The sequence below is a fragment of the Pelomonas lactea genome, from assembly GCF_043555885.1.
GTDB lineage: Bacteria > Pseudomonadota > Gammaproteobacteria > Burkholderiales > Burkholderiaceae_C > Pelomonas > Pelomonas lactea.
Genome location: NZ_JBIGHX010000007.1, coordinates 79,388 through 104,501 on the forward strand (window position 1 = coordinate 79,388; position 25,114 = coordinate 104,501).

Consider the following 25,114-nt stretch of genomic DNA (forward strand, 5'->3'; position numbering starts at 1 on the left):
GGCCGGCCATCGACCAGCGCTCATGGCCCGGCGACGAGCGGTAGGCTGCAATGTGCGGTCACCACCAAAATTGCGTCACCGCCATGAACCACGTCGCCATGCCACGCCGTCCCGTCTCCCAACGCGGCTTCACGCTCATCGAGATGATGATCACCGTGGCCATCATCGTCATCCTGTCGGCCATCGCCGTGCCGCAGTACACGGCCTACGTCACGCGCGGGCGCATCCCGGATGCGACATCGGCGCTGGCGACTCGCGCGGTGCAGTCGGAACAGTTCTTCCAGGACAACCGAACCTACGCCAGCTCGTCAACGCTGGTCAACCCAGGCTGCGCCACGGACACGTCGGGCAAGAACTTCGACTTCAGCTGCAGTTCGGCTAGCGCAACCGGCTACGTGGCGCGGGCGGTGGGCAAGGGTTCGATGGAGGGCTTCACCTACACCATCAACCAAGCCGGCCAGAAGGCCACGACGGCCGTCCCGACCGGCTGGACCACGTCGACGACTTGCTGGGTTACCAAGAAGGACGGCACGTGCTGACTCCGTACCGCCAACACGGCCTGAGCCTGATCGAGACCATGGCGGTCGTCGTCATCATGGGCATCGTCATGGCCATGGCGGTGCCCAACTTCGGCCCGTGGATCACGGGCACGCGCATCCGCTCCACGGCCGAAGGCCTGCTGGCGGGCCTGCAGTACGCCAAGAGCGAGGCGACCACGCGCAACACGCAAGTGCGCTTCCAGCTCACCACATCGCTGGGTGCGGACTGCAAGCGCTCGACGACGGGCGGCAACTGGGTCGTCGACGTGGTGGACGCTGACGCCGACACCGACTCCGTCGAGGGGCAATGCAACAGCACGCCCGACGGCACGGCCGCCCCCAGCATCCTGCAGCTACGCGCAGCCAGCGAGACGGGCAGCAATGTGAGCGTCAGCGCCGAGGCCGACCAGATCATCTTCAACGGCCTGGGCCGGCAGGCCCCCGTCGACGTCAAGAAACCGGTCAGTCCGGTCGCGATCGACATCACGCCCGCGGCCGGCGGCGGTACCTGCGCCACCAAAACCGGTGGCGGCAAGGTCACCTGCCTGCGCATCCTCGTCTCTGCGACGGGGCAGGTGCGCATGTGCAACCCCAAGCTCAGCGACGACCCGCAGGCCTGCTGATGAAAACCACCCGACGTCATGGGCAGCGCGGCGTGCTGCTGCTGGAAGTGCTGATCGCGCTGCTGATCTTCGCGCTGGGCGTGCTGGGCCTGGTGGGCCTGCAGGCCAGCGCGACCAAGCAGTCCGGCCAGACCAAGTACCGCGCCGACGCCACGCTGCTGGCCAACGACCTGATCGGCCAGATGTGGGTCACTGCGCGCGACTACAACACGCTGAACACCCGCTTCAAGAGCGGCGGCGGCGGTGGCGCCGATTACCTCACCTGGAAGTCGCGCGTGGAGGCCAGCCTGCCAGGCGCCGGGACCTATCCGCCCACCGTCGTGCTGACGTCGGTGCCACCACTGGATGCCGTCGTCAACGGTGCGTCGGCACCGGCCGCCGGACTGCTGCCGAGCACGCGCGTGAGCATCACCATGCGTTGGAAGGCCCCCGGCGAAGCGTCCGGCGACCCACCGCACTCCATCGTGCTGGTCAACGAGATTCGATGATGCGCCGCCTCCATTCCCGCCGCGAACGCGGCCTGAGCCTGGTCGAACTGATGGTCGGCATCGTCGTCGCGATGGCGGCCGTGCTGGTGGTCACGCAGATGTTCAAGCTGTCCGAGGGGCAGCGCCGCACGACCACCGGCGGCGACGACGCCCAGATGAGCGGCGCCATTGCCATCAGTCTTCTGCAACGCGAGCTGCGCCAGGCCGGCCAGGGTCTGATGTCCCCGCGGCTGCTGATGTGCCAGCTGGGCCTGGGCAACGGGCGCAGCGTGGCGTCGCTGGCGCCACTCATCATCAATCCCGCGGGGATTCCGGCCGGCGATGACGATACCGATGTGCTGCTCATCGCCTACGGCGCCGGCTGGGCCTCACCCGAGGGCGGGCTGATCGGCCTGCAGCCCGGGCCGGCCACGTATGCCGTGCCGGGCTCGCTGTCCTACCAGGTCGGCGACCGTGTCATCGTCACGACGCAGGCGCGCCCGGACCCTTGCCAGCTGACGCTGACCAGCGTGGCGGCGGTGCCGACAACGGCCACCGTGACCGTGACGCTGGGCCAGCCCAACGCTGCCAACGGCGTGCTGTTCAACCTGGGCCGCACGCCGCGCTTCCTGGCGTACGCGGTGCGCTCGCAGCGCCTGACGGTGTGCGACCTGCTGACGCAGAACTGCACCAATGCCCTGCCGGAGAACTGGACCGAGGTGGCCGACAACATCGTCAGCCTGCGCGCACAGTACGCGCGGGATGCGTCGACGCCGCGTGACGGCACCGCAGACACCTTCGACGCCGTCAACACGACGCTGGACACGCCCATCTCCTGGGGCTGCGTGGTCGGCGCGCGCGTCGCGCTGGTGGCTCGCAGCCGTCAGCCCGAGGCGGTCGACGTGCCAGCCAGCGCGCCGACGTGGTCGGGCGCGGCATCCGCGCCGCTGCAGATGCCGGGCGACGACTGGCAGCGCTACCGCTACAAGACCTTCGAAGCCACCGTCCCGCTGCGTAACGCGCCGGGCGCGGGTGAAACCACCTTCCCGTCATGCTGAAGCCCTCCCCTCGTCGTTCCGGCCAGCAAGGCCTGGTGCTGGTGCTGGCCCTCATCGTGCTCGGTGCAATGTCGCTGGCGGCCGTCGGCCTGATGCGCGGCGTGCTGGGCGGCAACCGCGTGGCCGGCAACCTCGCCTTCCAGCAGGCGGCCGTGCAGGCGGCCGACGTGGGCATCGAGCGCGCTGTCGCGTGGCTGGAGCAGCAGTCGCGCGCCACCGTGCCTCCGGCGAATGCGGCCAGCGGGGCGGCCGCCGTGCCGTCCACGCGGCTGCACAACCACATCGAACCGACCCCCGGTGACTCGGCCGCCTACAGCGCCACGCGCAGCGACCCGGACTTCAGCCTGGGCCAGACCTGGGAGAGCTTCTGGCAGGCTCAGGACGGAGCCAAGCGTGTCAACAAGTTGCCCGCGGACGCCAACGGCAACCAGGTGTCCTACGCCATCCACCGGCTGTGCAGCCAGGTCGGGCCGCCGCAGTCGGCCAACTGCGACTCATCGCCCACCACGCGCGCCGGCCAGGGCAACAGCCGCGGCAACGTGCCGACGGTGAACGCCCCCAGCGCCGTCTACTACCGCATCACCGTGCGCGTGCAAGGCCCGCGCAACGCCACCAGCTTCATCCAGGCCGTCGTCTCGATCTGACGTGTCCCAACCGCACGAGGCCCTTCCATGATCCATCGCCTGCTCCTCCTGCTCCTGGCCGCGGCCTGGGCGCTGCCATCAACGGCAGCCGTCACGGACATCTCCAACCGGCCGCTGATCGTGGCCAATCCGGACGCAGTCAAGGCCAACCTGCTGTTCATCCTGGACGACTCGGGATCGATGAACTTCGACTTCCTGCCCGACCATGCCAACGACGCCTTTTGCCGCAGCAGCGGCGCCACGCCCTCCAACAGCGGCAACTTCGCCTACAGCTGCTGCATCAACGGCAGCGACAGTTCGGCCTGCTGGCTGAACGCCGCGCCGTTCGGCACCAACCGCGGCCAGCCGCCGTTCCTGGCGGCCGGCTTCAATGGCATGGCTTACGACCCGGCGATCCGCTACGCGCCGCCAGTCAAGGCCGACGGCAGCTCCTGGGAGAGCCAGACGCGCTCGTTCACGAATGACTGGCAGTCCGTCAAGAACGATGCCTACGACGTGCAGAACACGACGTCCATCAACCTGATCACGAGCTTCCCGGACACGGAATGGTGCGTGGACAACACCTTCACCGACTGCCTGCGCAATGACAACTACGTGCTGCCAGGCACCGTGAACGGCAAGGCCTACACCACGTTCCGCGCGACGACGGCGACCAACGCGGGCAAGGTGGCCACTGGCGCGCCCGACAACGCCAGCACCGCAGACCGCAAGTTCGGCCCTCATTACTACACCATCACGCCGGCCGAGTACTGCACCAAGCCGGACCTGCGCAACTGCAGCACGACGGCCGGCGGCGAATACGTCTACCCGGCGCCGGTGCGCTGGTGCAGCAGCGATGAGGAAGCACGAAAGTCCACCCCGACGGCGGCCGCCTGCCAGGCCAACCGCAACGCCAATTTCGCGTTCGCGCGCTTCCCGACCAAGTTCTTCAGCGCCGGGACCGACGGCGTGGCCCAAACACGCGCCAAGGCCACGTTCACGTTCACGAGCAACCCCAGCTGTGCCATCCAGGTCACGGAGGTCAAGGTCGGCAGCACAAACCTGATGAAGGCCGCCAGCATCTCCGACACCAACCGGAACAACCTCGGCAACAGCATCCGCGACCAGATCCGCGCCAATTCGCTGGCCACCGGCTACTACGCCGACACCACCAACAGCGGCCGCACCGTCATCATCTATGCCCCCTTTGGGCAGAACTCCACGGCCACCGTCGCGCTGACGCGCACGCCGACGAACTGCACCTTCCCGGTTGACACGGCCACGCCGAAGTTCTCTGGCTACAACGCCGGCACGCCCGGCACGCCGGGCAGCTATGCCGGCAGCTTCAAGCGCGTAGACATCCACCCGGACACCACCACCTACGCGCGCCCCGCGACGCGCACCGACTGCGCCGCCATCGGCACCGGCAACCGGGCCGGCAACTGCACCTACGACGAGGAGATGACGAACTTCGCGAACTGGTGGGCGTACTACCACTCGCGCATGCAGATGATGAAGTCCTCCGCCAGCCTTGCCTTCAACAAGGTGGGCAGCAACCGGCGCGTGGGCTACATGAGCATCAACAACAGCACCGGCAAGGACTTCCTCAACCTCGACACCTTCGAGACGACGCACCGGCAGAACTGGTTCGACAAGCTGACGGCCGCCAGGCCCAACAGCTCGACACCGCTGCGCACCGCCCTGTCCACGGCTGGACGCATCTACGCCGGCAAGCTGAACAAGACGACGCTCAACGGTAGCGAGGTCAAGGACCCGGTGCAGTACTCCTGCCAGCGCAACGCGGCCATCCTGTCCACCGACGGCTTCTGGAACGAGGCAGCGACGCCCAAGCAGCTTGACGGGACCACGGAGATCGGTGACGTGGACTCCGCCGCGACGCTGGAAGGCGCCATCCGCGACGGCTCGGCCACCCCCAACACGCTGGCCGATGTGTCCTACTACTACCACTACACCGACCTGCGCACGACGGCCGCCAGCAACTGCACCAGTGGCAGCTCCGGTCTGGACGTCTGTGGCACCAACGACCCCACCAACGCGAACCAGACCATGATGACGTTCACGCTGGGCCTGGGCGTGTCCGGCCACATGCAGTTCATCGAGGGCTACCTGGGCGGCAGCGCCCCCGACTACGAGGCCGTGAAGAACCGCGACACCGCCAACCCGGGTTCCGGCATCTGCAGCTGGCTGCCAAGCGGCAGTTGCGCGTGGCCGGTGCCCAGCAGCAACACGCTGACGACGGTGGACGACCTCTGGCACGCCGCCGTCAACGGTGGCGGCACCTACTTCAGCGCCAGCAGCCCCACCTCGCTGGAGAAGGGCCTGACCAGCGCGCTGCAGCAGTTCGACGGCAAGCTCGCCGCCGCTGCGGCGGCCACCACCAGCAACCCCAATGTGTCGGCGCAGGACAACCGCGCCTTCGTCTCCGACTTCACGTCATCGCACTGGTTCGGCGAACTGCAGAGCCAGATGATCAACCTGGAGACCGGCAAGCTGGAAAGCTCCGGCGCCTGGTCGGCGCAGACCGAGCTGGACGCGCAGAGCGAGCGGCGCATCCTGATGTTCGGTGGCGCGACAAGCGGGCTGGTGGAGTTCAAGTGGAGCAACATCGCGTCCAGCGCCGTCGCCAAGTACTTCGGCACGAACTGGGTCACTGCCGCGGACAGCGCCAACAAACTCCCGAAGCTGACGCAGTTCTGCTCGGGCCCGGCCTATTGCCTGTCCGCTGACAACCAGACCAAGGCCGTCGGCGAGGCGCTGGTGAACTACCTGCGCGGCGTGCGCACCAACGAGGGCGACCTGGGCGAGGCCGAGAAGTACTACCGTGCCCGCAAGCACGTGCTGGGCGACATCGTGAACTCCGAGGCCGTCTACGTGAACAAGGCGCTCGTCAAGTACGCCGATGAAAGCCATGCCGCGTTCCAGGCCAAGGCCGAATCGCTTGGCCGCAAGGCCATGGTCTACGTTGGCGCCAACGACGGCATGCTGCACGCGATTGACGCCAGCAACGGCAAGGAACTGTGGGCCTTCGTGCCCACGGCCGTCATCCCCAAGCTTTATCGCCTGGCCGACAAGCAGTACGCAACCAACCATCAGTACTTCGTCGACTCGACACCGTTCGTGCAGGACATCAAGGTGGGCGAGGAATGGCGCACCGTCCTCATCGGCGGCCTGGGTGCCGGTGGGCGCGCCTACTACGCGCTGGACGTGACCGACCCCAGCGATCCGAAGGCGCTGTGGGAGTTCACGAACGACAACCTGGGCTACACCTTCGGCCAGCCCGAGATCGGCAAGCTGCGCAACGGCAAGTGGGTGGCGGTGCTGCCGTCCGGCTACAACAACGTGAACCCCGGCGACGGCAAGGGCCGCATCTTCGTGCTGGACGCGTACACCGGCCAGCCGGTCTCCGGCCTGAGCGACGGGTTGGCCACCTCGGCCGGCTCCACAACGACGCCGGCCGGCCTGGCCCACATCCGCGGCTGGGTCAACGACGCCCGGCTGGACAACACCATCGAGCGCGTCTATGGCGGTGACTCGCTGGGCAACGTCTGGCGCTTCGACATCAATGACAACGTCGGCGCTGCCGGTATGGAAGCCCTGGCGTTGACGACGCTGAAGAACGCCGACGGCGTCGTGCAACCGATCACGTCACGCCCCGAGCTGGGCGACGCCGACGGCGTGGCCATGGTCTACGTGGGCACTGGCCGCTACCTCGGCGACAGCGACCTGACCGACACGACCAAGCAGTCCGTCTACGGCATCAAGGACGCGCTGCTGGCCACCGGCCACGGCGACGTGCGCAGCACAGGCGCCAAGTTCGTGCAACAGACGCTGGTGAACGGCAGCTGCCCGAGCGGCGTTAGCTGGTGCAAGGCCGGTGCGCCCGTCCGAACGACGACGTCGGTGAACACCGTGAACCTGGCCCAAAACGGCGGCTGGTTCGTCGACCTGCCGCAGTCCAGCGAACGCGTCAATACCGACCCGCTGCTGGTGTTGGGCACACTGGTGGTGGTGTCCAACGTGGTCCAGCCGGGCGACCTCTGCAAGGTGGGCGGCAGCAGCTGGGTGAACTACTTCGACTACAAGACCGGCCAGGCGTCCAGCGCTGCGCTGGGCAACGTGCTGGCCTCGCGGCCGACGGTCTACCGCCTGCCCAACCAGAAGCTGGTGGGCTTGGCGCGCGGCTCGGACGGCAGCAACCTGTACTTTGACCCGCTCGTCAACTCGCCGTCGGGCGGCACGCGCCGCATCTCCTGGCGCGACCTGCTGCAGCAATAACCGCGCCGCATGGGGGCATGACCAGTTCCCGGCCTGTCGCCGTCAGCGTGCTGCTGGCGGCAACCGTGCATGCAGCCGTACTGGGCTGGGGCGCCATGTCCCTGCACGGGCAGGCCGGCAGCGCTGTGGCCGGCGGCAGCCCGCTCCAAGCGCGCGTGATGCTGGAAGCCCCCACCCCTGCCCCGCCCGTTGCGCAGGGGCCGTCAGCAGCGGCACCCGAATCGCTGGAGGACAAGGCGCCCGCCGCGCCGCCCACGCGCACCGGAGGTGACGAGGCCGATGCGCGGCCGCCCCGCTTCGCGGAGACGCCCGGCGACGTCGGCATGCCCGACGCACCGATGCCGGCCGATGGCGTGCAGGTGCGGGCCTTCCTGCGGCTGGACGAAGCTGGCCGCCCCACGGACATTGCCACGGCCACCTGGCCTGCCGATGCCGCACACGCGTTCGGCGATCAGTTCAAGCGCGCGCTAGAGGGCAGCCGCTTCGAACCGGAGCCGGCCACCGCCAGGCGCTGCCTGCAGATGGACTTCGAGGCTGGCACAGGCCAGCCTCGATGGTCTTGGGTGCCGGGCCAAGAGGCCAGCGCGGCGCGCTGCCTGGGTGCCCGGGCGGGCAGCGCGAAAGTGATCACGCTGCCCTGACTTCGCCGCTCAGCGCGGCAGGTTGCTGGCGCCCATCAGGTACTCGTCCACGGCCTTCGCGGCCTGGCGGCCTTCGCGGATGGCCCACACCACCAGGCTCTGGCCGCGGCGCATGTCGCCGGCGGCGAACACCTTGTCGACATTGGTCTTGTACGCATTGGCGCCTTCCGTGCTGGCCTTGCCATTGCCACGCGCATCCTTGTCGACACCGAAGGCGTCCAGGATGGTCGCGACCGGCGACACGAAACCCATCGCCAGGAAGGCCAGGTCGGCCTTGAGCACCTGTTCGCTGCCCTCGACCTCGGTCATCTTGCCGCCTTCCCACTTCAGGCGCACGGTCTTGACGCCGGTGAGCTTGCCCTTCTCGCCGATGAATTCCTTCGTGGCGATGGCGAACTCGCGCTCGCAGCCCTCTTCGTGGCTGGACGAGGTGCGCAGCTTGATCGGCCAGTAGGGCCAGGTCAGCGGGCGGTCTTCCATCTCGGGCGGCTGGGGCATCAGCTCGAACTGCACGACGCTCTTGGCACCGTGGCGGTTGCTGGTGCCCACGCAGTCGGAGCCCGTGTCGCCGCCGCCGATGACGACGACGTGCTTGCCGTCCGCGCGGATCTGGCCCTTGAGCTTGTCGCCAGCGTTGACCTTGTTCTGCTGCGGCAGGAACTCCATCGCGAAGTGCACGCCGGCCAGGTCACGACCCGGCACCGGAAGGTCGCGCGACTGCTCAGCACCGCCGGTCAGCAGCACGGCGTCGAACTGGCTCTTCAGTTCGTCCGCCGTGACGGTCTCTTTGGCCCAGTTGGTGACCTTGGAGCCTTCGGGCAGCGAGGCGACCATGACGCCGGTGCGGAACTCGACACCCTCGGCCTTCATCTGCTCGACGCGGCGGTCGATGTGGGACTTCTCCATCTTGAAGTCCGGGATGCCGTAGCGCAGCAGACCGCCGACGCGGTCGTTCTTCTCGAACACCGTGACGCTGTGGCCCACGCGGGCCAATTGTTGGGCAGCGGCCAGGCCGGCGGGGCCGGCACCAACGATGGCCACCTTCTTGCCCGTCTTGCTCTTGGGCAGCTGAGGCGTCACCCAGCCCTCGGCCCAGGCGCGGTCGATGATGGCGTGCTCGATGGACTTGATGCCCACCGCGTCGTCATTGACGTTCAGCGTGCAGGCGGCCTCGCAGGGCGCGGGGCAGATGCGGCCGGTGAACTCGGGGAAGTTGTTGGTGCTGTGCAGCACATGAATAGCGTGCTTCCAGTCCTCCGGACGGCCCTTGTAGACCAGGTCGTTGAAGTCCGGAATCACGTTGTTCACCGGGCAGCCGTTGTTGCAGAACGGCGTGCCGCAGTCCATGCAGCGGGCGCCCTGCTGCTTGGCCTGCTCGACGTTCAGGCCGATGACGAATTCCTTGTAGTTCTTGACGCGCGCGGTGACGGGCTCGTAGCCCTCTTCCAGACGCTCGTATTCCAGGAAGCCAGTGACTTTCCCCATGACGTGACTCCTTAGACCTTGGCCGCCACAGGCGACTTGGCCTGAGCGATGGTTTGTGCGGTTTCCTTGGCTGCGTTGAGCTCGCCCAGCGCGCGGCGGTATTCGTTCGGGAACACCTTAATGAACTTGGTGCGCGCCTCGGCCCAGTGGTCGAGGATGTCGCGCGCACGCTGGCTGCCGGTCCAGCGGTGGTGGTCTTCCAGCAGCTTGCGCAGGATGGCTTCGTCGGTCTGAGCCTCGCGGTCCACGCCATCGACGCCCTTGGTGCGGTGCCAGATGGCCTTGTCGACCTGCGCCTCCTGCTCTGCCGCGGCCTGCAGCTTCTCGAGCGTGACCATGCTGGTGTTGCAGCGCTTGGCGAAGTGGCCGTCCTCGTCGTAGACGTAGGCGATGCCACCGCTCATGCCGGCAGCGAAGTTGCGGCCGGTCTTGCCCAGCACGGCAACGGTGCCGCCGGTCATGTACTCGCAGCCGTGGTCGCCCGTGCCTTCGACAACCGCGGTGGCGCCCGACAGGCGCACCGCGAAGCGCTCGCCCGCCACGCCGCGGAAGAAGGCCTCGCCGCGCGTCGCGCCGATCAGCGCTGTGTTGCCGACGATGATGTTCTTCGCCGCGTCGCCGCGGAAGTCGATGCTGGGGCGCACGACGACGCGACCGCCGGACAGGCCCTTGCCGGTGTAGTCGTTGGCATCACCGATCAGGTAGAAGGTGATGCCTTGGGCCAGGAAGGCGCCGAAGCTCTGGCCACCCGTGCCTTCCATCTGGATGAAGATGGTGTGGTCGGTCAGGCCCTCGGGCTTGCGGCGGATCAGCTCGCCGGACAGGCGCGCGCCCACCGAGCGGCGCACGTTCGTCACCTCCTGCATGAACTGCACCTTCTCGCCCTTCTCGAAGGCGGGCAGGCACTTCTCGATGAGCTTGACGTCCAGCGCCTTGTCCAGGCCGTGGTCCTGCACATCGTTGTGGATGCGGGCCACGTCGGCCGGCACGTTCGGGCGGTGGAAGATGCGGGCGAAGTCCAGGCCCTTGGCCTTCCAGTGCGTGATGGCCTTCTTGGTGTCCAGCCAGTCGCTGCGCCCGATCAGTTCGTCGAACTTGCGCACGCCGAGCTGGGCCATGATCTGGCGCGCCTCTTCCGCGACGAAGAAGAAGTAGTTGACGACGTGCTCGGGGCGGCCGGTGAACTTCTTGCGCAGCACCGGGTCTTGCGTGGCCACGCCCACCGGGCAGGTGTTCAGGTGGCACTTGCGCATCATGATGCAGCCCTCGGCCACCAGCGGCGCGGTCGCGAAGCCGAACTCGTCGGCGCCCAGCAGCGCGCCGATGACGACGTCGCGGCCGGTCTTCATCTGGCCATCGGCCTGCACGCGCACGCGGCCACGCAGGCGGTTGACGACCAGCGTCTGCTGCGTCTCGGCCAGGCCCAGCTCCCACGGCGTGCCGCAGTGCTTGATGGACGACCAGGGCGAGGCGCCCGTGCCGCCGTCATGGCCGGCGATGACGATGTGGTCGGCCTTGCACTTGGCCACGCCGGTGGCCACCGTGCCCACGCCCACCTCCGACACCAGCTTGACCGACACGTCGGCCTGCGGGTTGACGTTCTTCAGGTCGTGGATGAGCTGCGCCAGGTCTTCGATGGAGTAGATGTCGTGGTGCGGCGGCGGGCTGATGAGGCCCACGCCCGGTACCGAGTGACGCAGGAAGCCGATGTACTCCGACACCTTGCCGCCGGGCAGCTGGCCGCCTTCACCGGGCTTGGCGCCCTGGGCCATCTTGATCTGGATCTGGTCGGCGCTGACCAGGTATTCGGTCGTGACACCGAAGCGGCCCGACGCGACCTGCTTGATCTTGGAGCGCAGGCTGTCGCCTTCCTTCAGCTCGTAGTCGGCCTCCATGATCTTGTGGCCCAGCACGTCGCCGATCTTGGCGCCGCCGACGATCTTGATGCCCTTGAGCTCGTTGCGGTAGCGAGCCGGGTCTTCGCCGCCCTCACCGGTGTTGCTCTTGCCGCCGATGCGGTTCATCGCGACGGCCAGCGTGGCGTGGGCCTCGGTGGAGATGGAACCCAGCGACATCGCGCCGGTCGCGAAGCGCTTGACGATCTCGGCAGCCGGCTCGACCTCGTCCAGCGGCACGGCCTTGCTCGGGTCGAACTTGAACTCGAACAGACCGCGCAGCGTCATGTGGCGCTTGCTCTGGTCGTTGATGATCTGTGCGTATTCCTTGTAGGTCTCGAACTTGCCGCTGCGCGAGCTGTGCTGCAGCTTGGCGATGGCGTCGGGCGTCCACATGTGCTCTTCGCCGCGGGTGCGCCAGGCGTACTCGCCGCCGGCATCCAGCATGTTCTCAAGCACGGGGTCGTCGCCGAAGGCCGCCTCGTGCATGCGGATGGCTTCTTCCGCCACCTCGAACACGCCGATGCCGCCGACCTGCGTGGCGGTGCCGCGGAAGTACTTCTCGACGAAGTCCGCCTTCAGGCCGATGGCCTCGAAGATCTGCGCGCCGCAGTAGGACATGTAGGTCGAGATGCCCATCTTGGACATGATCTTGGACAGACCCTTGCCCACGGCCTTGATGTAGTTGTATCGGGCCTGCTCGGCCGTCAGCTTGGCCGGCAGTTCGTCCTGCATGGCCTCCAGGGTTTCCAGCGCCAGGTAGGGGTGGACGGCTTCGGCGCCATAACCTGCCAGCACGGCGAAGTGATGCACCTCGCGGGCGGTGCCGGTCTCGACGACCAGACCGGCCGTCGTGCGCAGGCCTTCGCGCACGAGGTGGTGGTGGACGGCAGACAGTGCCAGCAGCGCGGGGATGGCGATGCGCTCCACGCTGAGGTGGCGGTCCGTGATGATGAGGATGTTGTGGCCGCTCTTGATGGCATCCACGGCCGACGCGCACAACGAGGCCAGTTGGGCCTCGACGCCCTCGCGCCCCCAGCCCGTCGGGTAGGTGATGTCCAGCTCGCAGGACTTGAACTTGCCGTGGGTCGGGCCTTCGATGTGGCGCAGGCGGGCCATGTCGTCGAAGTCCAGCACGGGCTGGCTGACTTCGAGGCGCATCGGCGGATTGACCGCGTTGATGTCCAGCAGGTTGGGCTTGGGGCCGATGAAGCTGTTCAGCGACATCACGATGTTCTCGCGGATCGGGTCGATCGGCGGATTCGTGACCTGGGCGAACAGCTGCTTGAAGTAGTTGTACAGCGGCTTGTTCTTGCTCGACAGCACGGCCAGCGGCGAGTCATTGCCCATGGAGCCGATGCCTTCTTCGCCATTGGCGGCCATCGGGGCGAGCAGGAACTTGATGTCCTCCTGCGTCGTGCCGAAGGCCTGCTGGCGGTTCAGCAGCGACGTGGCGAACCCAGGGCGCGCGGTCTCGGGCACGGCGATGTCGTCCAGCTTGACGCGGACGTTCTCGATCCACTGCCGGTAGGGACGCGCGTTGGCGTACTGGTTCTTCAGCTCTTCGTCATCGACGATGCGGCCCTGCTCCAGGTCGATGAGGAACATCTTGCCGGGCTGCAGGCGCCACTTCTTGACGATCTTGCTTTCGGGAATCGGCAGCACGCCGGATTCGGAGGCCATGACGACCAGGTCGTCGTCGGTGATGCAGTAGCGGGCGGGGCGCAGGCCGTTGCGGTCCAGCGCGGCGCAGACCTGGCGGCCGTCCGTAAACGCCATCGCGGCGGGGCCGTCCCACGGCTCCATCATGGCGGCGTGGTACTCGTAGAACGCACGGCGGCGTTCGTCCATGCCTTCGTGCTGCTCCCAGGCTTCTGGGATCATCATCATGGCCGCGTGCGCGAGCGGGTAGCCGGCCATCGTCAGCAGCTCGATGGCGTTGTCGAAGGTGGCCGTGTCGGACTGGTGCTCGAAGCTGATCGGGTAGAGCTTCTTCAGGTCGTCACCCAGCACCGGCGACTTCATGACGCCTTCGCGGGCGCGCATCCAGTTGAAGTTGCCCTTGACCGTGTTGATCTCGCCGTTGTGGCAGACCATGCGGTAGGGGTGGGCCAGCGGCCACTCGGGGAAAGTGTTGGTGGAGAAGCGCTGGTGGACCAGCGCGATGGCGGACACGACGCGCGGGTCGGCCAGGTCCTGGTAGTACTTGCCGACCTGATCGGCCAGCAGCAGGCCCTTGTAGATGACCGTGCGGCAGCTCATGCTGGGCACGTAGTACTCGCGGCTGTGCGTCAGCTGCAGCGCCTGGATGGCGCTGGAGGCCGTCTTGCGGATGACGTAGAGCTTACGCTCCAGCGCGTCGGGGACGATGATGTCCGGGCCGCGGCCGATGAAGATCTGGCGGATCACCGGCTCCTTCTCGCGGACGGTGGGCGACATCGGCATGTCGCGGTCCACCGGCACATCGCGCCAGCCAATCAGCACCTGGCCTTCCGCCTTGATGGCGCGGGCCAGCTCCTGCTCGCAGGCTAGGCGGGAGGCGGCTTCCTTGGGCAGGAAGATCATGCCGACGCCGTACTCGCCGGGCGGCGGCAGGGTGATGCCCTGCTTGGCCATTTCCTCGCGGTAGTACTCGTCCGGGATCTGGATCAGGATGCCGGCGCCGTCGCCCATCAGTTTGTCGGCCCCCACCGCGCCGCGGTGGTCGAGGTTTTCAAGGATCTTCAGTCCCTGCTGGACGATGTTGTGCGCCTTCTGCCCCTTGATATGAGCCACAAAGCCCAGGCCGCAGGCGTCCTTTTCGTTGGCCGGACGGTACAGCCCGTTCTCGGCGAGGTCTTTGATTTCGGACTGAATCTGCGCGGCGTGGCTCATGGCGCCCTCCTGGAACACAACAGGGCGGAAGCGTAATGCAGCGCAGCAAATGCGGCAACTTGATTAAAATAGGGTCAGAGTCGATTTAATTCAATAAGCAGGCTCGATAAAAAATAAATGGGGTCACAGTCGCGCGCCGGGCTCGTCATTCGACGGCACATCGGGAGCCGCCTTGCGCGGCCGGCCGCGCGGGCGCCGGGTGACCACCGCCGCGTGGTCCACCGCCAGCGGCTTCAGGAACGCGTCGCTGCCGACCGGCCGCCCGCGCAGCACCGATTCGGTGAAATGCGCCTGTTCGGCCGCCGGCACGCCCTGCTCCAGGAACTCTCTGTAGGCGTGCTCTCGCTCGAACGGCGTGTTGCCGAGCAGCCAGTACATCTCGTGCTCCGTGACTAGCGAACTGCGTGCCAGACCGAGGTGATGCCGGGCACTGGACCACGACCACTGGGCCGGCTCCACGCACAGCCCGGCGCGCACCGGGTTCAGTTCGATGTAGCGCATGCAGGCCAGCAGATGGCGCTCACCCTCGATCAGCCCAGCTCGGAACCGCCCCTCCCACAGCGTGCCGCTGCGCTGATGGCGCGCGTTGAACCAGCCCACGTAGCGCCGCCCCAGGGACTGCATCATGCGGCTGAGCGCGTCGGCCGCGGGCGGCGTCACCAGCAGGTGCAGGTGGTTGTCCATCAGCACATAGGCGTGGACGGCGACGCGGTACTGCCCGGCCGCCTCGGCCAGCGTGGCGAGCAGATATTCGCGGTCCAGATCGCTGTAGAAGATGGCCTGGCGGTTGTTGCCGCGCAGGATCACGTGGTGCGGTTGATCCGGCAGGATCAGTCGGGGAAGACGGGCCATGCGAGTCCTTGCTGCTCCGGCGCGGAGCGCCCGGGCAGCATAGTCGACTCCGACCCCATTTTCACATTTTCAGAAGAGTGTCTTGCCGGTCAGCCGCTGGTGCTCGCGGATGGCGAACCGGTCGGTCATGCCGGCAATGTAGTCAGCGCAGGCACGCTCGCGGTCCGGGCGTTCGGCGAAGTCAGGCGGCAGCTGCGTGGCGTCACCGGCGTAAACGGCGAACAGGTCGCGCAGGATCTGCTCCGCACGCGCGCGCGTCGCCTGAACCTGCGGGTGGCGGTACAGGTTGGCAAACAGGAAGCGCTTGAGCACGGTGCTCTTGGCCCGCATGCCGGGGCTGAAGCGCAGTAGCGGTTTGTCGGCGCGGCGCGCCGCGTCGGCATCCATGGGCGCGGCCTCGGCCAGCGCGGCGCGGGTGGCGTCGATGATGTCGTAGACCTGCGCCGACAGCATGCGGCGGATGGTCTCGAACAGCAGCCGCTTGCCGGTCAGCTGCGGATGCTCGTCCAGCGCCGCACGCCAGTGCTCGCGCACCAGCTCCACCTCCAGCAGTTGCTCCAGCTCGATGAGGCCGGAGCGCACGCCGTCGTCCACGTCGTGCGCGTTGTAGGCCACCTCGTCGGCGACATTGCACAGCTGCGCCTCCAGGCTGGGCTGGCCACCGTGCAGAAAGCGCGTCGCGATGCCGCCCGGCTCCACCGCATCGATCAGCTCGGCGTTGCGGCGCGAGCAATGCTTGAGGATGCCCTCGCGCGTTTCGAAGCAGAGGTTGAGCCCGTCGAAGGCCGGGTAGCGCTGCTCCAGATGGTCCACGACGCGCAGCGACTGCAGGTTGTGCTCGAAGCCGCCGTGGCCCTGCATGCACTCGTCCAGCACGTCCTGCCCGGCATGGCCGAACGGCGTGTGGCCCAGGTCGTGGGCCAGCGCGACCGCCTCGACGAGATCCTCGTCCAGGCCCAGGCTGCGGGCGATGGAACGGCCCAGCTGCGCCACCTCCAGCGAGTGCGTCAGCCGCGTGCGGAACAGGTCGCCCTCGTGGTTGAGGAAGACCTGCGTCTTGTAGACCAGCCGGCGAAAGGCGGTGCTGTGGATGATGCGGTCGCGGTCGCGCTGGAAGTCGCTGCGCGTCGGCGCGGCCGGCTCAGGGAGGCGGCGGCCGCGGCTGCGCGCCGGGTCGGCGGCGTAAGCCGGGCGGGCCGCCGGTGCCATCAGGCGGCTCCGTGCGCGGCCAGCGTGTCGGCGATCAGCGCGTCGGGCACGGCGTGCAGCCCCGCGCGCCCCAGCGCCTCGATGAGCACGAAGCGGATCGCCCCCGCCTCGGCCTTCTTGTCCACCCGCATCAGCTGCAGGTAGCGCTCGGCGCCCAGCCGGGGCGGCACCACCGGCAGGCCCGCGCGCTCGATCAGCGTGCGCAGCCGCGCTGTGAAGTCGGCCGGCATCAGGCCCAGGCGATGCGACAAGTCCGCCGCCAGCACCATGCCGCAGGCGACCGCCTCGCCATGCAGCCATTCGCCGTAGCCCAGGCCGGACTCGATCGCGTGGCCGATGGTGTGGCCGAAGTTCAGGATGGCGCGCAGGCCTTGCTCCTTCTCGTCCTGCCCCACCACGTCGGCCTTGATCTCGCAACTGCGGCGCACCGCGTAGCCGAGCACCGCCTTGTCGCGCGCCAGCAGCGCATCGAGGTTGTCCTCGATCCAGCACAGGAAGCCGGCATCGGCGATGGGCCCGTACTTGATGACCTCGGCCAAGCCCGCCCACAGTTCGCGGTCGGGCAGCGTGTCCAGCGTGTCGAGGTCGGCGATGACGCGCTCGGGCTGATAGAACGCGCCCAGCATGTTCTTGCCCAGCGGGTGGTTGATCGCGGTCTTGCCGCCCACCGACGAATCGACCTGTGCCAGCAGCGTCGTGGGCACCTGCACGAAGGGCACGCCGCGCATGTAGGTGGCGGCCGCGAAGCCGGTCATGTCGCCCACCACGCCGCCGCCCAGCGCGAACAGCACGGTCTTGCGATCCAGCGCCTGGCCCAGCAGGTGGTCGAAGACCAGGTTCAGGCTGGCCCAGTCCTTGTGCTGCTCGCCATCCGGCAGCACAACCACGTCGACGCGTGGATAGACGGCCAGCAGCCGCTCGCGCAGGCGCTGCGCGTACAGCGGCGCCACGGTCTCGTTGCTGACGATGACGGCCGCCGCGGCCTTGGGCAGCCCCTGCCAGCTGGCCGGCGCGTCGAGCAGGCCGGCGCCGATGCGGATCTCGTAGTCGCGGTCGTCGGGAAGCGGGATGTGGACGGTGTCGGTGGCAGGCATGCGGCGAGTGTAAGAGCCGCCCTCCCCGGCCGGCGCCGTCAGTGCGGCTCGGCGCCGACCGTGGCCGCCACGCGGGCCGGATCCAGCAGGCCGGCCAGCTCCAGCTGCATCAGCGCCATGTTGACGAGCGCATGCACCGACGGGCGGGCGCTCTCCAGCACATAGTGCGCGCAACGCCGGTACAACGGGTCGCGCTGCTGGTGCAGCTCGCGCAACTTGGCCAGCGGGTCCTTCACCTGCAACAACGGCCGGGTCGTGTCATGACGAAGGCGTCGGAACAGGTCTTCGGGCGTGGAGCGGAGGTAGAGCACCGTGGAGCCGGCATGCAGCAGCTCGCGGTTGCGCTCGCGCAGCACCGCGCCGCCGCCAGTGGCCAGCACGCTGTCACCGGGCCGGGCGATCAACTCGGCAAGAACTTCGGTCTCCAGGTCACGGAAGGCGTCCTCGCCGTGCTGGTCGAAGAACTGCCGGACGCTGCCGCCGACACGGCGCTCGATCTCATGGTCCGAATCGACAAAAGGCACGCCGATCTGGCGTGCCAGTTGCTTGCCGACGGTGGACTTGCCACCGCCGGGCATGCCGACGAGCGTGAGCTTCAGCGCCACTCAGGGACAGGCGCCCCGGTAGACCGTGAAGCTGAAGGTCGAGCCGACGCCGCTGGGCGAGGTCAGCGTGACGAACACGGCGCCCACGGAAGCCGTGTCGAAGGTGTAGCCGATCGCGAACGCGGTCGCGTCGTACGAACTGGCCACAGGCGAGCCACCGGCCAGCGAGGCGCTAAAGCCGACCGTGGGGGACGAAGCGCCGATCACGGTGCCCGCCGCCATCGGATTCAGGCGCGGGTACACGTCATAGCCGCCCGACGAATTGGGCAGACCGGGGTTGTTGTCCGCGGCGATCAGGAACACGCTGCCCGTGGTACCGGCGTTGCAGACCCGGTCGCCGCCGCTCAGCGCGTAGAAGTTCGCCGTGTCGGTGACATTGCGGCCCACCTGCAGCGTGATGGGTGCGCTCGCCTTGCCGGTGGCGGAGCTGCCGAACGGCCACAGCGGACGTGCCGTGGAGGTCGACAGCACCGTCTCCATCGCGCGACGCACGTACACCTGGCCCGAGCCGCTCCACTTGTTGTCACAGGTGCCCGGCACCGACGGCACGGACGAGTCCAGGCGCAGCAGGATGCCGGCTGTGCCCGTCCAGGTCTTGCAGGTGCTGCTGGTATTGCTGGCCAGCGTCAGACCGATGTACTCGTCGAAGGCGCTGTCGTACAGGCCGTCGAAGTTGCGGTCCTTGAAGATGTTGCCGAGATCCTGGAACTCCTCGCTCTGGCTGGCGTCGTAGACGTTGTTGCCGTTCTTGTCGATGAAGGATTCCTCACCCAGCGCATAGGCCACGATGGTGGCGCGGCCATCCACCGGCTTGGGCGACGCAGAGGCGTAGTTCACCGTGGCCTGCGAGATCCCGTTGACCTGAGTGATCTGCTTGCTGGACTCGATCTGGCCGCTTTCAGCGACGAAGTTGACCACCGTGCCCAGTGGCACCGGGTTGCCGCTGCGGTCCGCGGCCAGGATGGTGTAGGTGTTGGCCGTGTTGTCGCGGTCATAGCCTTCGATGTTGAAGACACGCTGCGACATCGAGAAATTCAGCTGCGACGGCAGGCCGATGCCCACGCTGAGGTTGCTGGACACGGTGGCCACAGCCTCGCCGCTGAGCTTGGCGTGGACGCGCACCGGCGTCGGCTGAGTACCAGAGTTCACACGCGCAAACACCCGACCCAGCGCATTGGAGGTCTGTGTGAACGGGCTGGCGGACAGCGGGTCCACCGACTCGACACCACGGCCTTCCATCGTCACGCCGCCGGCGCCGGTTTGCAGACGCAGCTCGACGACCTTGTTGGGCAGCGGGTTGCCGGCCGCGTCGCGGACCTCGAAGGTCACGATGGAGGACTCGGTGAAGCCGGAGCCTTTCAGGAAGATCTGCTCGGGCGCCGACGAGATGAAGGCCAGGCTCACCGCCGCGGGGGCGGCGATGGGCAGCGTCAGCTGCTTGGCCGTGGACGTGCCGTCGATCACCACCTGCAGCAGGTCCGACGGCTGCACGGCGCCGCAGCCGTTGTCGCGGTACTGCAGCGTCACCGTGTTGCTGGTGGCGGAAATCGAAGACGGCGACACGGTCGCCTTGCCGGCTGCCGTGCAGGCGGACGACACGCTCAGCTTGACCGGCGAATCGACCGCAGCGCCAGTCAGTGTGAGCGTCAGCGTGTTCTGCCCGTAGGCCGACAGCGAGTTCGGGCCGGTAAAGCTGACGATAGTGGCATTCGTGGCCTGGACCTGGAAGCCCTGCGTCGCAGACAACGAGGCACCGGAGTACTGCACGGTGGCCGTGACTTCATCGGCGCCAGCCGACGCCGACGTGGCCGGCGACAGCAGCGCGACGGCCTTGCCGGTCGCATCCGTCAGCGCGGTACCGACGTTGGGGCGGCCCAGGCCGCGCACGACCGTGAAGGTGACGACCTGGCCGGACACCGGCTGGCCGCGCGAATCGGTCAGCGTGGCCGTGACGGTGGCGGGCACCGCCGCGCTCACCGAGGCGGACGACAGCGCCAGCTGCAGCACCGGCGTACCGGGCGACGTCGCACTGACCACCTGAACCGGCTTGCTGTCGGTAGCGGCAATGTTGCTCAGCGTCGTGGTGGCCTTGATGATGTCGGCACCGTTCGCGCCCGACGTTGCGGGCGTGACCGTGACCTTGGCGACGCCGGTGGCGTCGGTCAGCACCGTGGTCGCGTCGAACTTGACCAGGCCGAACTGCGAGCTGAACTGCACCAGCTGATTCGAGGCGGGATTGCCGGACACATCGCGCACCAGCACGCTGGCCGTCGACGCGGTGGATGCGGTGACGTTGGAGTTGCTCAGCGTCATCGTCGCCGTCGGCGACTCGCCGATGATCTGCGCGATCACGTTGGCGGTCAGGAAGGTGACGTTGCCGCCCGGCGCCGTGTAGTTGCCAGACACCGTGATGGTGTCGGTTGTCGACGTGGCACCGGTGGCCAGCTTGAGGGTGCTGCGCGCAATGCCGTTGCTGTCGGTCGTCACGTCTTCGGGCGTCGGCGTGGTGTTGAAGCTGCTCGACGCCAGGCGCAGCGTCTGCAGCGGCACCGGCTGACCGGCCGCATCACGAACCGTCATCGCCACCTCGGGCGCCGGCTGCGACAGGCGCAGCGTCACCGAGGCCGGGTTCACGGTCAGCGTCGGCCGCGCGTTGTTGACCGTGAAGGCCTGCTGCGCACTCGCGACCACGGAACCCACGGTCGCGAAGGCGGTGACGTAGTCGGAGCCGGTGATGCCGGACGAACTGGCCTTGAGCGTCGCGGTGGCCGTGCCGCTCGCATCGGTGCGAACGGTGGACACCGACAGGTCCGCCAGATTGCCGCGGCTCGTCGCAAGGCTGACGACCACGTCGGACAGCGCCACGCCGGTGGCGGACTTCAGCGACAGCGTGACCGTTGCACCGACGGCCGGTGTGATCTGTGTCGTCGACAGGTTGACGGTCAGCGCCGGGCCGCCCGTGGTGCCGATCGGCGATGGCGTGACGACCGCGATCTGCGCGGTCTTCGTGATGGAGCCGCTGACCGCCGTGACGGTGATCGTGCGCTTGGACTGGTCGGAGCCGATGCGGACCGAGCCCGTCACGACACCGCTGGTGTCGGTCTTGGTGTCACTGGTGGACACCAGCGCGTTCGAGTCGACGGAAATGGACACCGGCACGTTGGCCATCGTGTTGCGCTTGGCATCCAGCGCGTAGACCGTGACCAGCACCGAGCCCGTGCCATCGGTGGGCAGTGAGGCGCCGCTGAGCGTGAGCACGAGGTCGGACGCGGTCGTGCCGGTCGTGCCGCCGCCGGTACCGCCACCGGTGCCTGGGAAGGTCGGGTCACCGGCACTGCCGCCGCCGCCGCCGCAGGCGGACAGCAAGGCGGCCATGCCCAGCCCCAGCGCAGCCTGGGCGAGACGCCGCCAGCCCTGCGTGACGATGGATTGCAACATCTGGAACTCCTGGAAATCTCTGAATGTCTGGGGGCTCAGCGCACCGAGGCGCGCTCGCTGACGACCTTGGGCGTCAGGAAGATCAGCAACTCGGTCTTGGCGGTCGTGCGCGTCTTGTTCTTGAACAGGTTGCCGACGAAGGGCACATCACCCAGCAGCGGCACCTTGTTGACGGTCTCGCCTTCGTCCTGGGTGTAGATGCCGCCGATGACCACCGTGCCACCGTTCTCCACCAGCACCTGCGTCTGCACGTGCTTGGTGTTGATGGCGTAGCCCTGCGGCGTCAGCGTGCCGCGGCTGTCCTTGTTGACGTCCACGTTCAGGATGACGCTGCCTTCCGGCGTGATCTGCGGCGTGACTTCCAGCTTGAGGTTGGCCTTGCGGAAGGCGATGGACGTGGCGCCGCTGGCCGTGGCGACCTGGTAGGGCAGTTCTTCACCCTGCTCGATCAGCGCCTTGACCTGGTCGGCCGTGATGACGCGCGGGCTGGACACCACCTTGCCCTTGCCGTCGGACTCCAGCGCCGACAGTTCCAGGTTCAGGAAACGGTTGGCGGTAGCGCTGAACAGCGACACGGCGATGGTCTGGGCCACGGCGCCGGCAAAGCTGTCGGACGACGTGTTGGCCGGCAGGTTGACGAAGTTGGTGTTGTTGTAGCCCGGGTCGGTGGCGTTCTGGCGGGTCTGCCAGCCGACGAGGTTGTAGTTGCTGCCCACCGTCAGGTAGTTGTCGCCGCCGACGTTGTAGCCCGGGATGCCGCCGGCGCGGCCGCGGGCGTCGTAACCGCCCAGCTTGACGCCCAGCGCGCGGCCGAAGCGGTCGTTGGCTTCGACGATGCGCGCCTCGATCAGCACCTGGCGCACCGGCACGTCGATCTTGGCGATCATGGCCTGGATCTCTTCCAGCTTGCTCGGGATGTCCGACACGAAGAGCTGGTTGGTGCGCGCCTCGGAGATGACGCTGCCGCGCGGCGACAGGATGCGGGTGCCGCTGCTGGAACCGCCGCTGCCACCCGAGCTGCTGCCGCCCGTGCCGATGCTCTGGCCCGTCAGGCCCTTGGCGATCTCTTCGGCCTTCACGTAGTTCAGCTGGAAGGACTGGGTGCGCACCGGCTCCAGCTGGGCGATGGCGGCCTTGGCCTCCAGGTCCAGCTTTTCCTTGGTGGCCAGCTCGTCCTTGGGCGCGATCCACAGCACGTTGCCGGACTTCTTCAGGCCCAGGCCCTTGGCCTGCATGATGATGTCCAGTGCCTGATCCCAGGGCACGTCCTTCAGCCGCAGCGTGACGTTGCCGGTCACGGTGTCGCTGGTGACGACGTTGAAGTTGGTGAAGTCGGCGATGACCTGCAGCAGCGCGCGGACTTCGATGTTCTGGAAGTTCAGCGACAGCTTGTCGCCGGCATAACCCGGGCCCTGCGTCAGCTTGTTGGGGTCGACCTTCTGCGGCCGGACTTCCAGCACGAACTGGTTGTCGCTCTGGTAGGCGCTGTGCTCCCAGTTGCCCTTGGGCTCGACGACCATGCGCACGCGGTCGCCCGTCTGCGTCGTGGAGATCAGCTGCACCGGCGTGCCGAAGTCCACGACGTCGATCTTGCGGCGCAGGTTGTCGGGCAGGCTGGAGCGCAGGAACTCGACGACCAGGCTCTGCCCCTGCTGCTGGATGTCCACGCCGACCTGGTTGCTGGGCAGGTTGACGATGACGCGGCCGGCACCGTCTGCACCCCGGCGGAAGTCGATATCGCGCAGCGACTGCGGCGCGGCGTTCAGGCTCTGCGCAAAGTGCACCGGCTCACCCGGCGGCTGGGCAGCGGCCGCGGCGGCTGAGTTCAGCACCAACACCAGCGCGTTGCCCTCCAGCTTGGCGCTGTAGGTGGAGGCTTGGCGCAGGTTCAGCACGACGCGCGAGCGGTCCCCTGCCTGGGCCACGTTGGCGGAGCGCAGGTTGCCCTGGTTGATGTCCACCACGTTGCGGCCGATGCCGTTGACAACGCCTGGCAAGTCGATGGCGATGCGTGGCGGCGTCTGCACCGTGAAGCCCGTAGGCACGGCCGGCAACGGCTCGCTGAGCTCGATGCGCACGATCTCCACGCCCGCCTGCTGGCTGCTGTTGATCGAACGGATCTGGGTCTGCGCCCAGGCCACCGGCGCGCCCAACAGCGCGAAGGCGACTCCCAGCATCCAGCTACGGCCCATAGCCTTGTTCTCCTGCAATGTCTTCATCGTCCCTTCTCCTGTAGCTGGAGGGTACTGGTGCGCTCGATCCACTCGCCCGCAGCGTCCTGGACGACTTCTCGCAACGTGATTTCGGTTTCGCTGATCTTGGTGACGCGACCGAAGTTCTGGCCGAGGTAGTCCCCGGCCTTGACCTGGTAGAGCAGGTTGTCGACGCGCAGCAGCGCATAGCGCTTGTTATCACGCGTCAGGCTGCCCACCATGGACATGCTGTCCAGCGGGTAGGCCTCCAGAGGCTCCTTGCGCCGGTTGATCTCCGCCGTCAGCAGCGAGTTGGGCTGGGCCGCCTCCTGCTTGATGGCGACGCTCAGCTTCTGTGTGCTGAACGGGTCCACACCCGCGGCCGACTCGTAGGGCTGAGGCAGGAACTTCTTGGGCGGCAGCAGCGGTGTGACGGACGGCTTGGCGTCCTTGCGCTGCTGCTCCATCCACTGGCGCAGCTCGTCCGTGTCGGTGCCGCACCCGGACAGCGCCGTCGCGGCGGTCAGGCAAATCAGCAGGCGCCTCATTTCTTGCCTCCGGCCTTGGCCGCAGCCTTCTTCTGTTCGGCCACTTCCGTCGCATCGAGGTAGCGGTAGGTGCGCGCGGTTGCCTCCATGCTCAGCGGGCTGGCGGGATTGGCCGGCGCGACGACGATGAGGTTGTGCAGCGTCACGATGCGCGACAGATTGGCAACATCGGCCGCGAACGCGCCGATGTCGTGATAACGACCCGACACGCGCACGGCAATGGGCAACTCCGCGTAGTAGTCCTTCACCAACACCTGCCCCGGGCGGAACAACTCGAACTGCAGGCCGCGGCCGACACCGGCGCTGCTGATGTCGGACAGCAACGAATCGATCTCGGCCTTGCCCGGCAGCTGCTTCTCGAGCTGGGTCACGTATTCCTCGACCTGGCTCTTCTGCTTGCGCAGCTCGGGCAGGTTGACGGCCTGCGCCAGCTTGTTGCGGAAATCGTCGCGCAGCTGGGGCTCGCGGGCGTACTCGGCCTCCAGCCGGGCCTGTTCGTCGGCCAGCAGCACGAAATAGCCGCCCGCGATGGTCAGCGCCATCACGAACAGCCCGGCGGCCACTTTCGGAGCCAGCGGCCACTGGCCCGGCTCCTTGGGATTGAGGTCCTGGAACTGCGCGGCGAACTCCGCGAACCAGGCATTCAGGTCGATCTTTTTCAACGAGGTGGCCATG

Annotated in this window: 17 protein-coding genes; 7 read left to right on the plus strand and 10 right to left on the minus strand. The window is 67.6% G+C overall.

The window, feature by feature from the left end; translation table 11 throughout:
* The first annotated feature begins 83 nt into the window (after nt 1–83).
* The 7 genes from ACG04Q_RS18575 to ACG04Q_RS18605 are packed head-to-tail and all read left to right on the plus strand — an operon-like array spanning nt 84 to nt 8,247.
* Nucleotides 84–539, plus strand: coding sequence for a type IV pilin protein (locus tag ACG04Q_RS18575; RefSeq protein WP_394512722.1), 456 nt, complete (start codon nt 84–86; stop codon nt 537–539).
* The gene (locus tag ACG04Q_RS18580) at nt 533–1,162 is read left to right on the plus strand and encodes a GspH/FimT family pseudopilin (RefSeq protein ID WP_394512723.1); all 630 of its coding nucleotides are present in this window, start codon (nt 533–535) and stop codon (nt 1,160–1,162) included. Before ACG04Q_RS18575 ends, ACG04Q_RS18580 begins: the two co-directional genes overlap by 7 nt.
* On the plus strand, nt 1,162–1,650 hold the full coding sequence (locus ACG04Q_RS18585; protein WP_394512725.1) for a type IV pilus modification PilV family protein: 489 nt from the start codon (nt 1,162–1,164) through the stop codon (nt 1,648–1,650). Before ACG04Q_RS18580 ends, ACG04Q_RS18585 begins: the two co-directional genes overlap by 1 nt.
* Nucleotides 1,647–2,687, plus strand: a complete 1,041-nt coding sequence (locus tag ACG04Q_RS18590) for a PilW family protein (protein WP_394512726.1) — start codon at nt 1,647–1,649, stop codon at nt 2,685–2,687. Before ACG04Q_RS18585 ends, ACG04Q_RS18590 begins: the two co-directional genes overlap by 4 nt.
* Nucleotides 2,681–3,331: a PilX N-terminal domain-containing pilus assembly protein gene (locus ACG04Q_RS18595; protein WP_394512728.1), complete on the plus strand. Its 651-nt coding sequence runs from the start codon at nt 2,681–2,683 to the stop codon at nt 3,329–3,331. The genes ACG04Q_RS18590 and ACG04Q_RS18595 overlap by 7 nt, the downstream gene beginning before the upstream one ends.
* A 27-nt stretch (nt 3,332–3,358) precedes the next feature.
* The gene (locus tag ACG04Q_RS18600) at nt 3,359–7,606 is read left to right on the plus strand and encodes a pilus assembly protein (protein WP_394512729.1); all 4,248 of its coding nucleotides are present in this window, start codon (nt 3,359–3,361) and stop codon (nt 7,604–7,606) included.
* 17 nt (nt 7,607–7,623) lie between these two features.
* The gene (locus ACG04Q_RS18605) at nt 7,624–8,247 is read left to right on the plus strand and encodes a hypothetical protein (protein WP_394512731.1); all 624 of its coding nucleotides are present in this window, start codon (nt 7,624–7,626) and stop codon (nt 8,245–8,247) included.
* 9 nt (nt 8,248–8,256) lie between these two features.
* On the opposite strand, the gene ACG04Q_RS18610 is transcribed toward ACG04Q_RS18605, so the two are convergent.
* The 10 genes from ACG04Q_RS18610 to ACG04Q_RS18655 all read right to left on the minus strand — a co-directional run bounded on the left by ACG04Q_RS18610 (nt 8,257) and on the right by ACG04Q_RS18655 (nt 25,113).
* Nucleotides 8,257–9,732: a glutamate synthase subunit beta gene (locus tag ACG04Q_RS18610; RefSeq protein ID WP_394512732.1), complete on the minus strand. Its 1,476-nt coding sequence runs from the start codon at nt 9,730–9,732 to the stop codon at nt 8,257–8,259.
* Nucleotides 9,733–9,743: 11 nt separating this feature from the next.
* Nucleotides 9,744–14,501, minus strand: coding sequence for a glutamate synthase-related protein (locus tag ACG04Q_RS18615; protein ID WP_394512733.1), 4,758 nt, complete (start codon nt 14,499–14,501; stop codon nt 9,744–9,746).
* 123 nt (nt 14,502–14,624) lie between these two features.
* Complete coding sequence (locus ACG04Q_RS18620) at nt 14,625–15,353, minus strand: REP-associated tyrosine transposase (RefSeq protein ID WP_394512735.1); 729 nt, start codon at nt 15,351–15,353, stop codon at nt 14,625–14,627.
* A gap of 69 nt (nt 15,354–15,422) precedes the next feature.
* Nucleotides 15,423–16,562 carry a deoxyguanosinetriphosphate triphosphohydrolase gene (locus tag ACG04Q_RS18625; RefSeq protein ID WP_394512736.1) on the minus strand — a complete coding sequence of 380 codons (1,140 nt, stop codon included), beginning with the start codon at nt 16,560–16,562 and terminating at the stop codon, nt 15,423–15,425.
* Complete coding sequence (aroB, locus tag ACG04Q_RS18630; protein WP_394512737.1) at nt 16,562–17,656, minus strand: 3-dehydroquinate synthase; 1,095 nt, start codon at nt 17,654–17,656, stop codon at nt 16,562–16,564. Before aroB ends, ACG04Q_RS18625 begins: the two co-directional genes overlap by 1 nt.
* Before the next feature lie 38 nt (nt 17,657–17,694).
* Nucleotides 17,695–18,261 (minus strand): shikimate kinase, encoded by a 567-nt coding sequence (locus ACG04Q_RS18635; protein WP_394512739.1) that lies wholly within the window; start codon nt 18,259–18,261, stop codon nt 17,695–17,697.
* A complete protein-coding gene (locus tag ACG04Q_RS18640) occupies nt 18,262–21,699 on the minus strand; it encodes a beta strand repeat-containing protein (RefSeq protein WP_394512741.1) in 3,438 nt (1,145 codons plus the stop codon).
* Between the two features lie 35 nt (nt 21,700–21,734).
* Nucleotides 21,735–23,918, minus strand: a complete 2,184-nt coding sequence (locus ACG04Q_RS18645; protein WP_394512743.1) for a type IV pilus secretin PilQ — start codon at nt 23,916–23,918, stop codon at nt 21,735–21,737.
* Entirely contained in the window at nt 23,915–24,439 is a 525-nt protein-coding gene (locus ACG04Q_RS18650; protein WP_394512744.1) for a pilus assembly protein PilP, read from the minus strand. Before ACG04Q_RS18650 ends, ACG04Q_RS18645 begins: the two co-directional genes overlap by 4 nt.
* Nucleotides 24,436–25,113, minus strand: a complete 678-nt coding sequence (locus ACG04Q_RS18655) for a type IV pilus inner membrane component PilO (RefSeq protein ID WP_394512746.1) — start codon at nt 25,111–25,113, stop codon at nt 24,436–24,438. Before ACG04Q_RS18655 ends, ACG04Q_RS18650 begins: the two co-directional genes overlap by 4 nt.
* Nucleotide 25,114 lies beyond the last annotated feature (1 nt).

Excerpts from the sequence above, each read along its gene's own strand:
- aroB (WP_394512737.1), bottom strand. The coding sequence starts at position 17,656 with ATGCCTGCCACCGACACCGTCCACATCCCGCTTCCCGACGACCGCGAC.
- ACG04Q_RS18620 (WP_394512735.1), bottom strand. The coding sequence starts at position 15,353 with ATGGCCCGTCTTCCCCGACTGATCCTGCCGGATCAACCGCACCACGTG.
- ACG04Q_RS18605 (WP_394512731.1), top strand. The coding sequence starts at position 7,624 with ATGACCAGTTCCCGGCCTGTCGCCGTCAGCGTGCTGCTGGCGGCAACC.
- ACG04Q_RS18655 (WP_394512746.1), bottom strand. The coding sequence starts at position 25,113 with ATGGCCACCTCGTTGAAAAAGATCGACCTGAATGCCTGGTTCGCGGAG.
- ACG04Q_RS18645 (WP_394512743.1), bottom strand. The coding sequence starts at position 23,918 with ATGAAGACATTGCAGGAGAACAAGGCTATGGGCCGTAGCTGGATGCTG.
- ACG04Q_RS18640 (WP_394512741.1), bottom strand. The coding sequence starts at position 21,699 with ATGTTGCAATCCATCGTCACGCAGGGCTGGCGGCGTCTCGCCCAGGCT.
- ACG04Q_RS18615 (WP_394512733.1), bottom strand. The coding sequence starts at position 14,501 with ATGAGCCACGCCGCGCAGATTCAGTCCGAAATCAAAGACCTCGCCGAG.
- ACG04Q_RS18625 (WP_394512736.1), bottom strand. The coding sequence starts at position 16,562 with ATGGCACCGGCGGCCCGCCCGGCTTACGCCGCCGACCCGGCGCGCAGC.
- ACG04Q_RS18650 (WP_394512744.1), bottom strand. The coding sequence starts at position 24,439 with ATGAGGCGCCTGCTGATTTGCCTGACCGCCGCGACGGCGCTGTCCGGG.
- ACG04Q_RS18590 (WP_394512726.1), top strand. The coding sequence starts at position 1,647 with ATGATGCGCCGCCTCCATTCCCGCCGCGAACGCGGCCTGAGCCTGGTC.
- ACG04Q_RS18585 (WP_394512725.1), top strand. The coding sequence starts at position 1,162 with ATGAAAACCACCCGACGTCATGGGCAGCGCGGCGTGCTGCTGCTGGAA.
- ACG04Q_RS18600 (WP_394512729.1), top strand. The coding sequence starts at position 3,359 with ATGATCCATCGCCTGCTCCTCCTGCTCCTGGCCGCGGCCTGGGCGCTG.
- ACG04Q_RS18595 (WP_394512728.1), top strand. The coding sequence starts at position 2,681 with ATGCTGAAGCCCTCCCCTCGTCGTTCCGGCCAGCAAGGCCTGGTGCTG.
- ACG04Q_RS18610 (WP_394512732.1), bottom strand. The coding sequence starts at position 9,732 with ATGGGGAAAGTCACTGGCTTCCTGGAATACGAGCGTCTGGAAGAGGGC.
- ACG04Q_RS18575 (WP_394512722.1), top strand. The coding sequence starts at position 84 with ATGAACCACGTCGCCATGCCACGCCGTCCCGTCTCCCAACGCGGCTTC.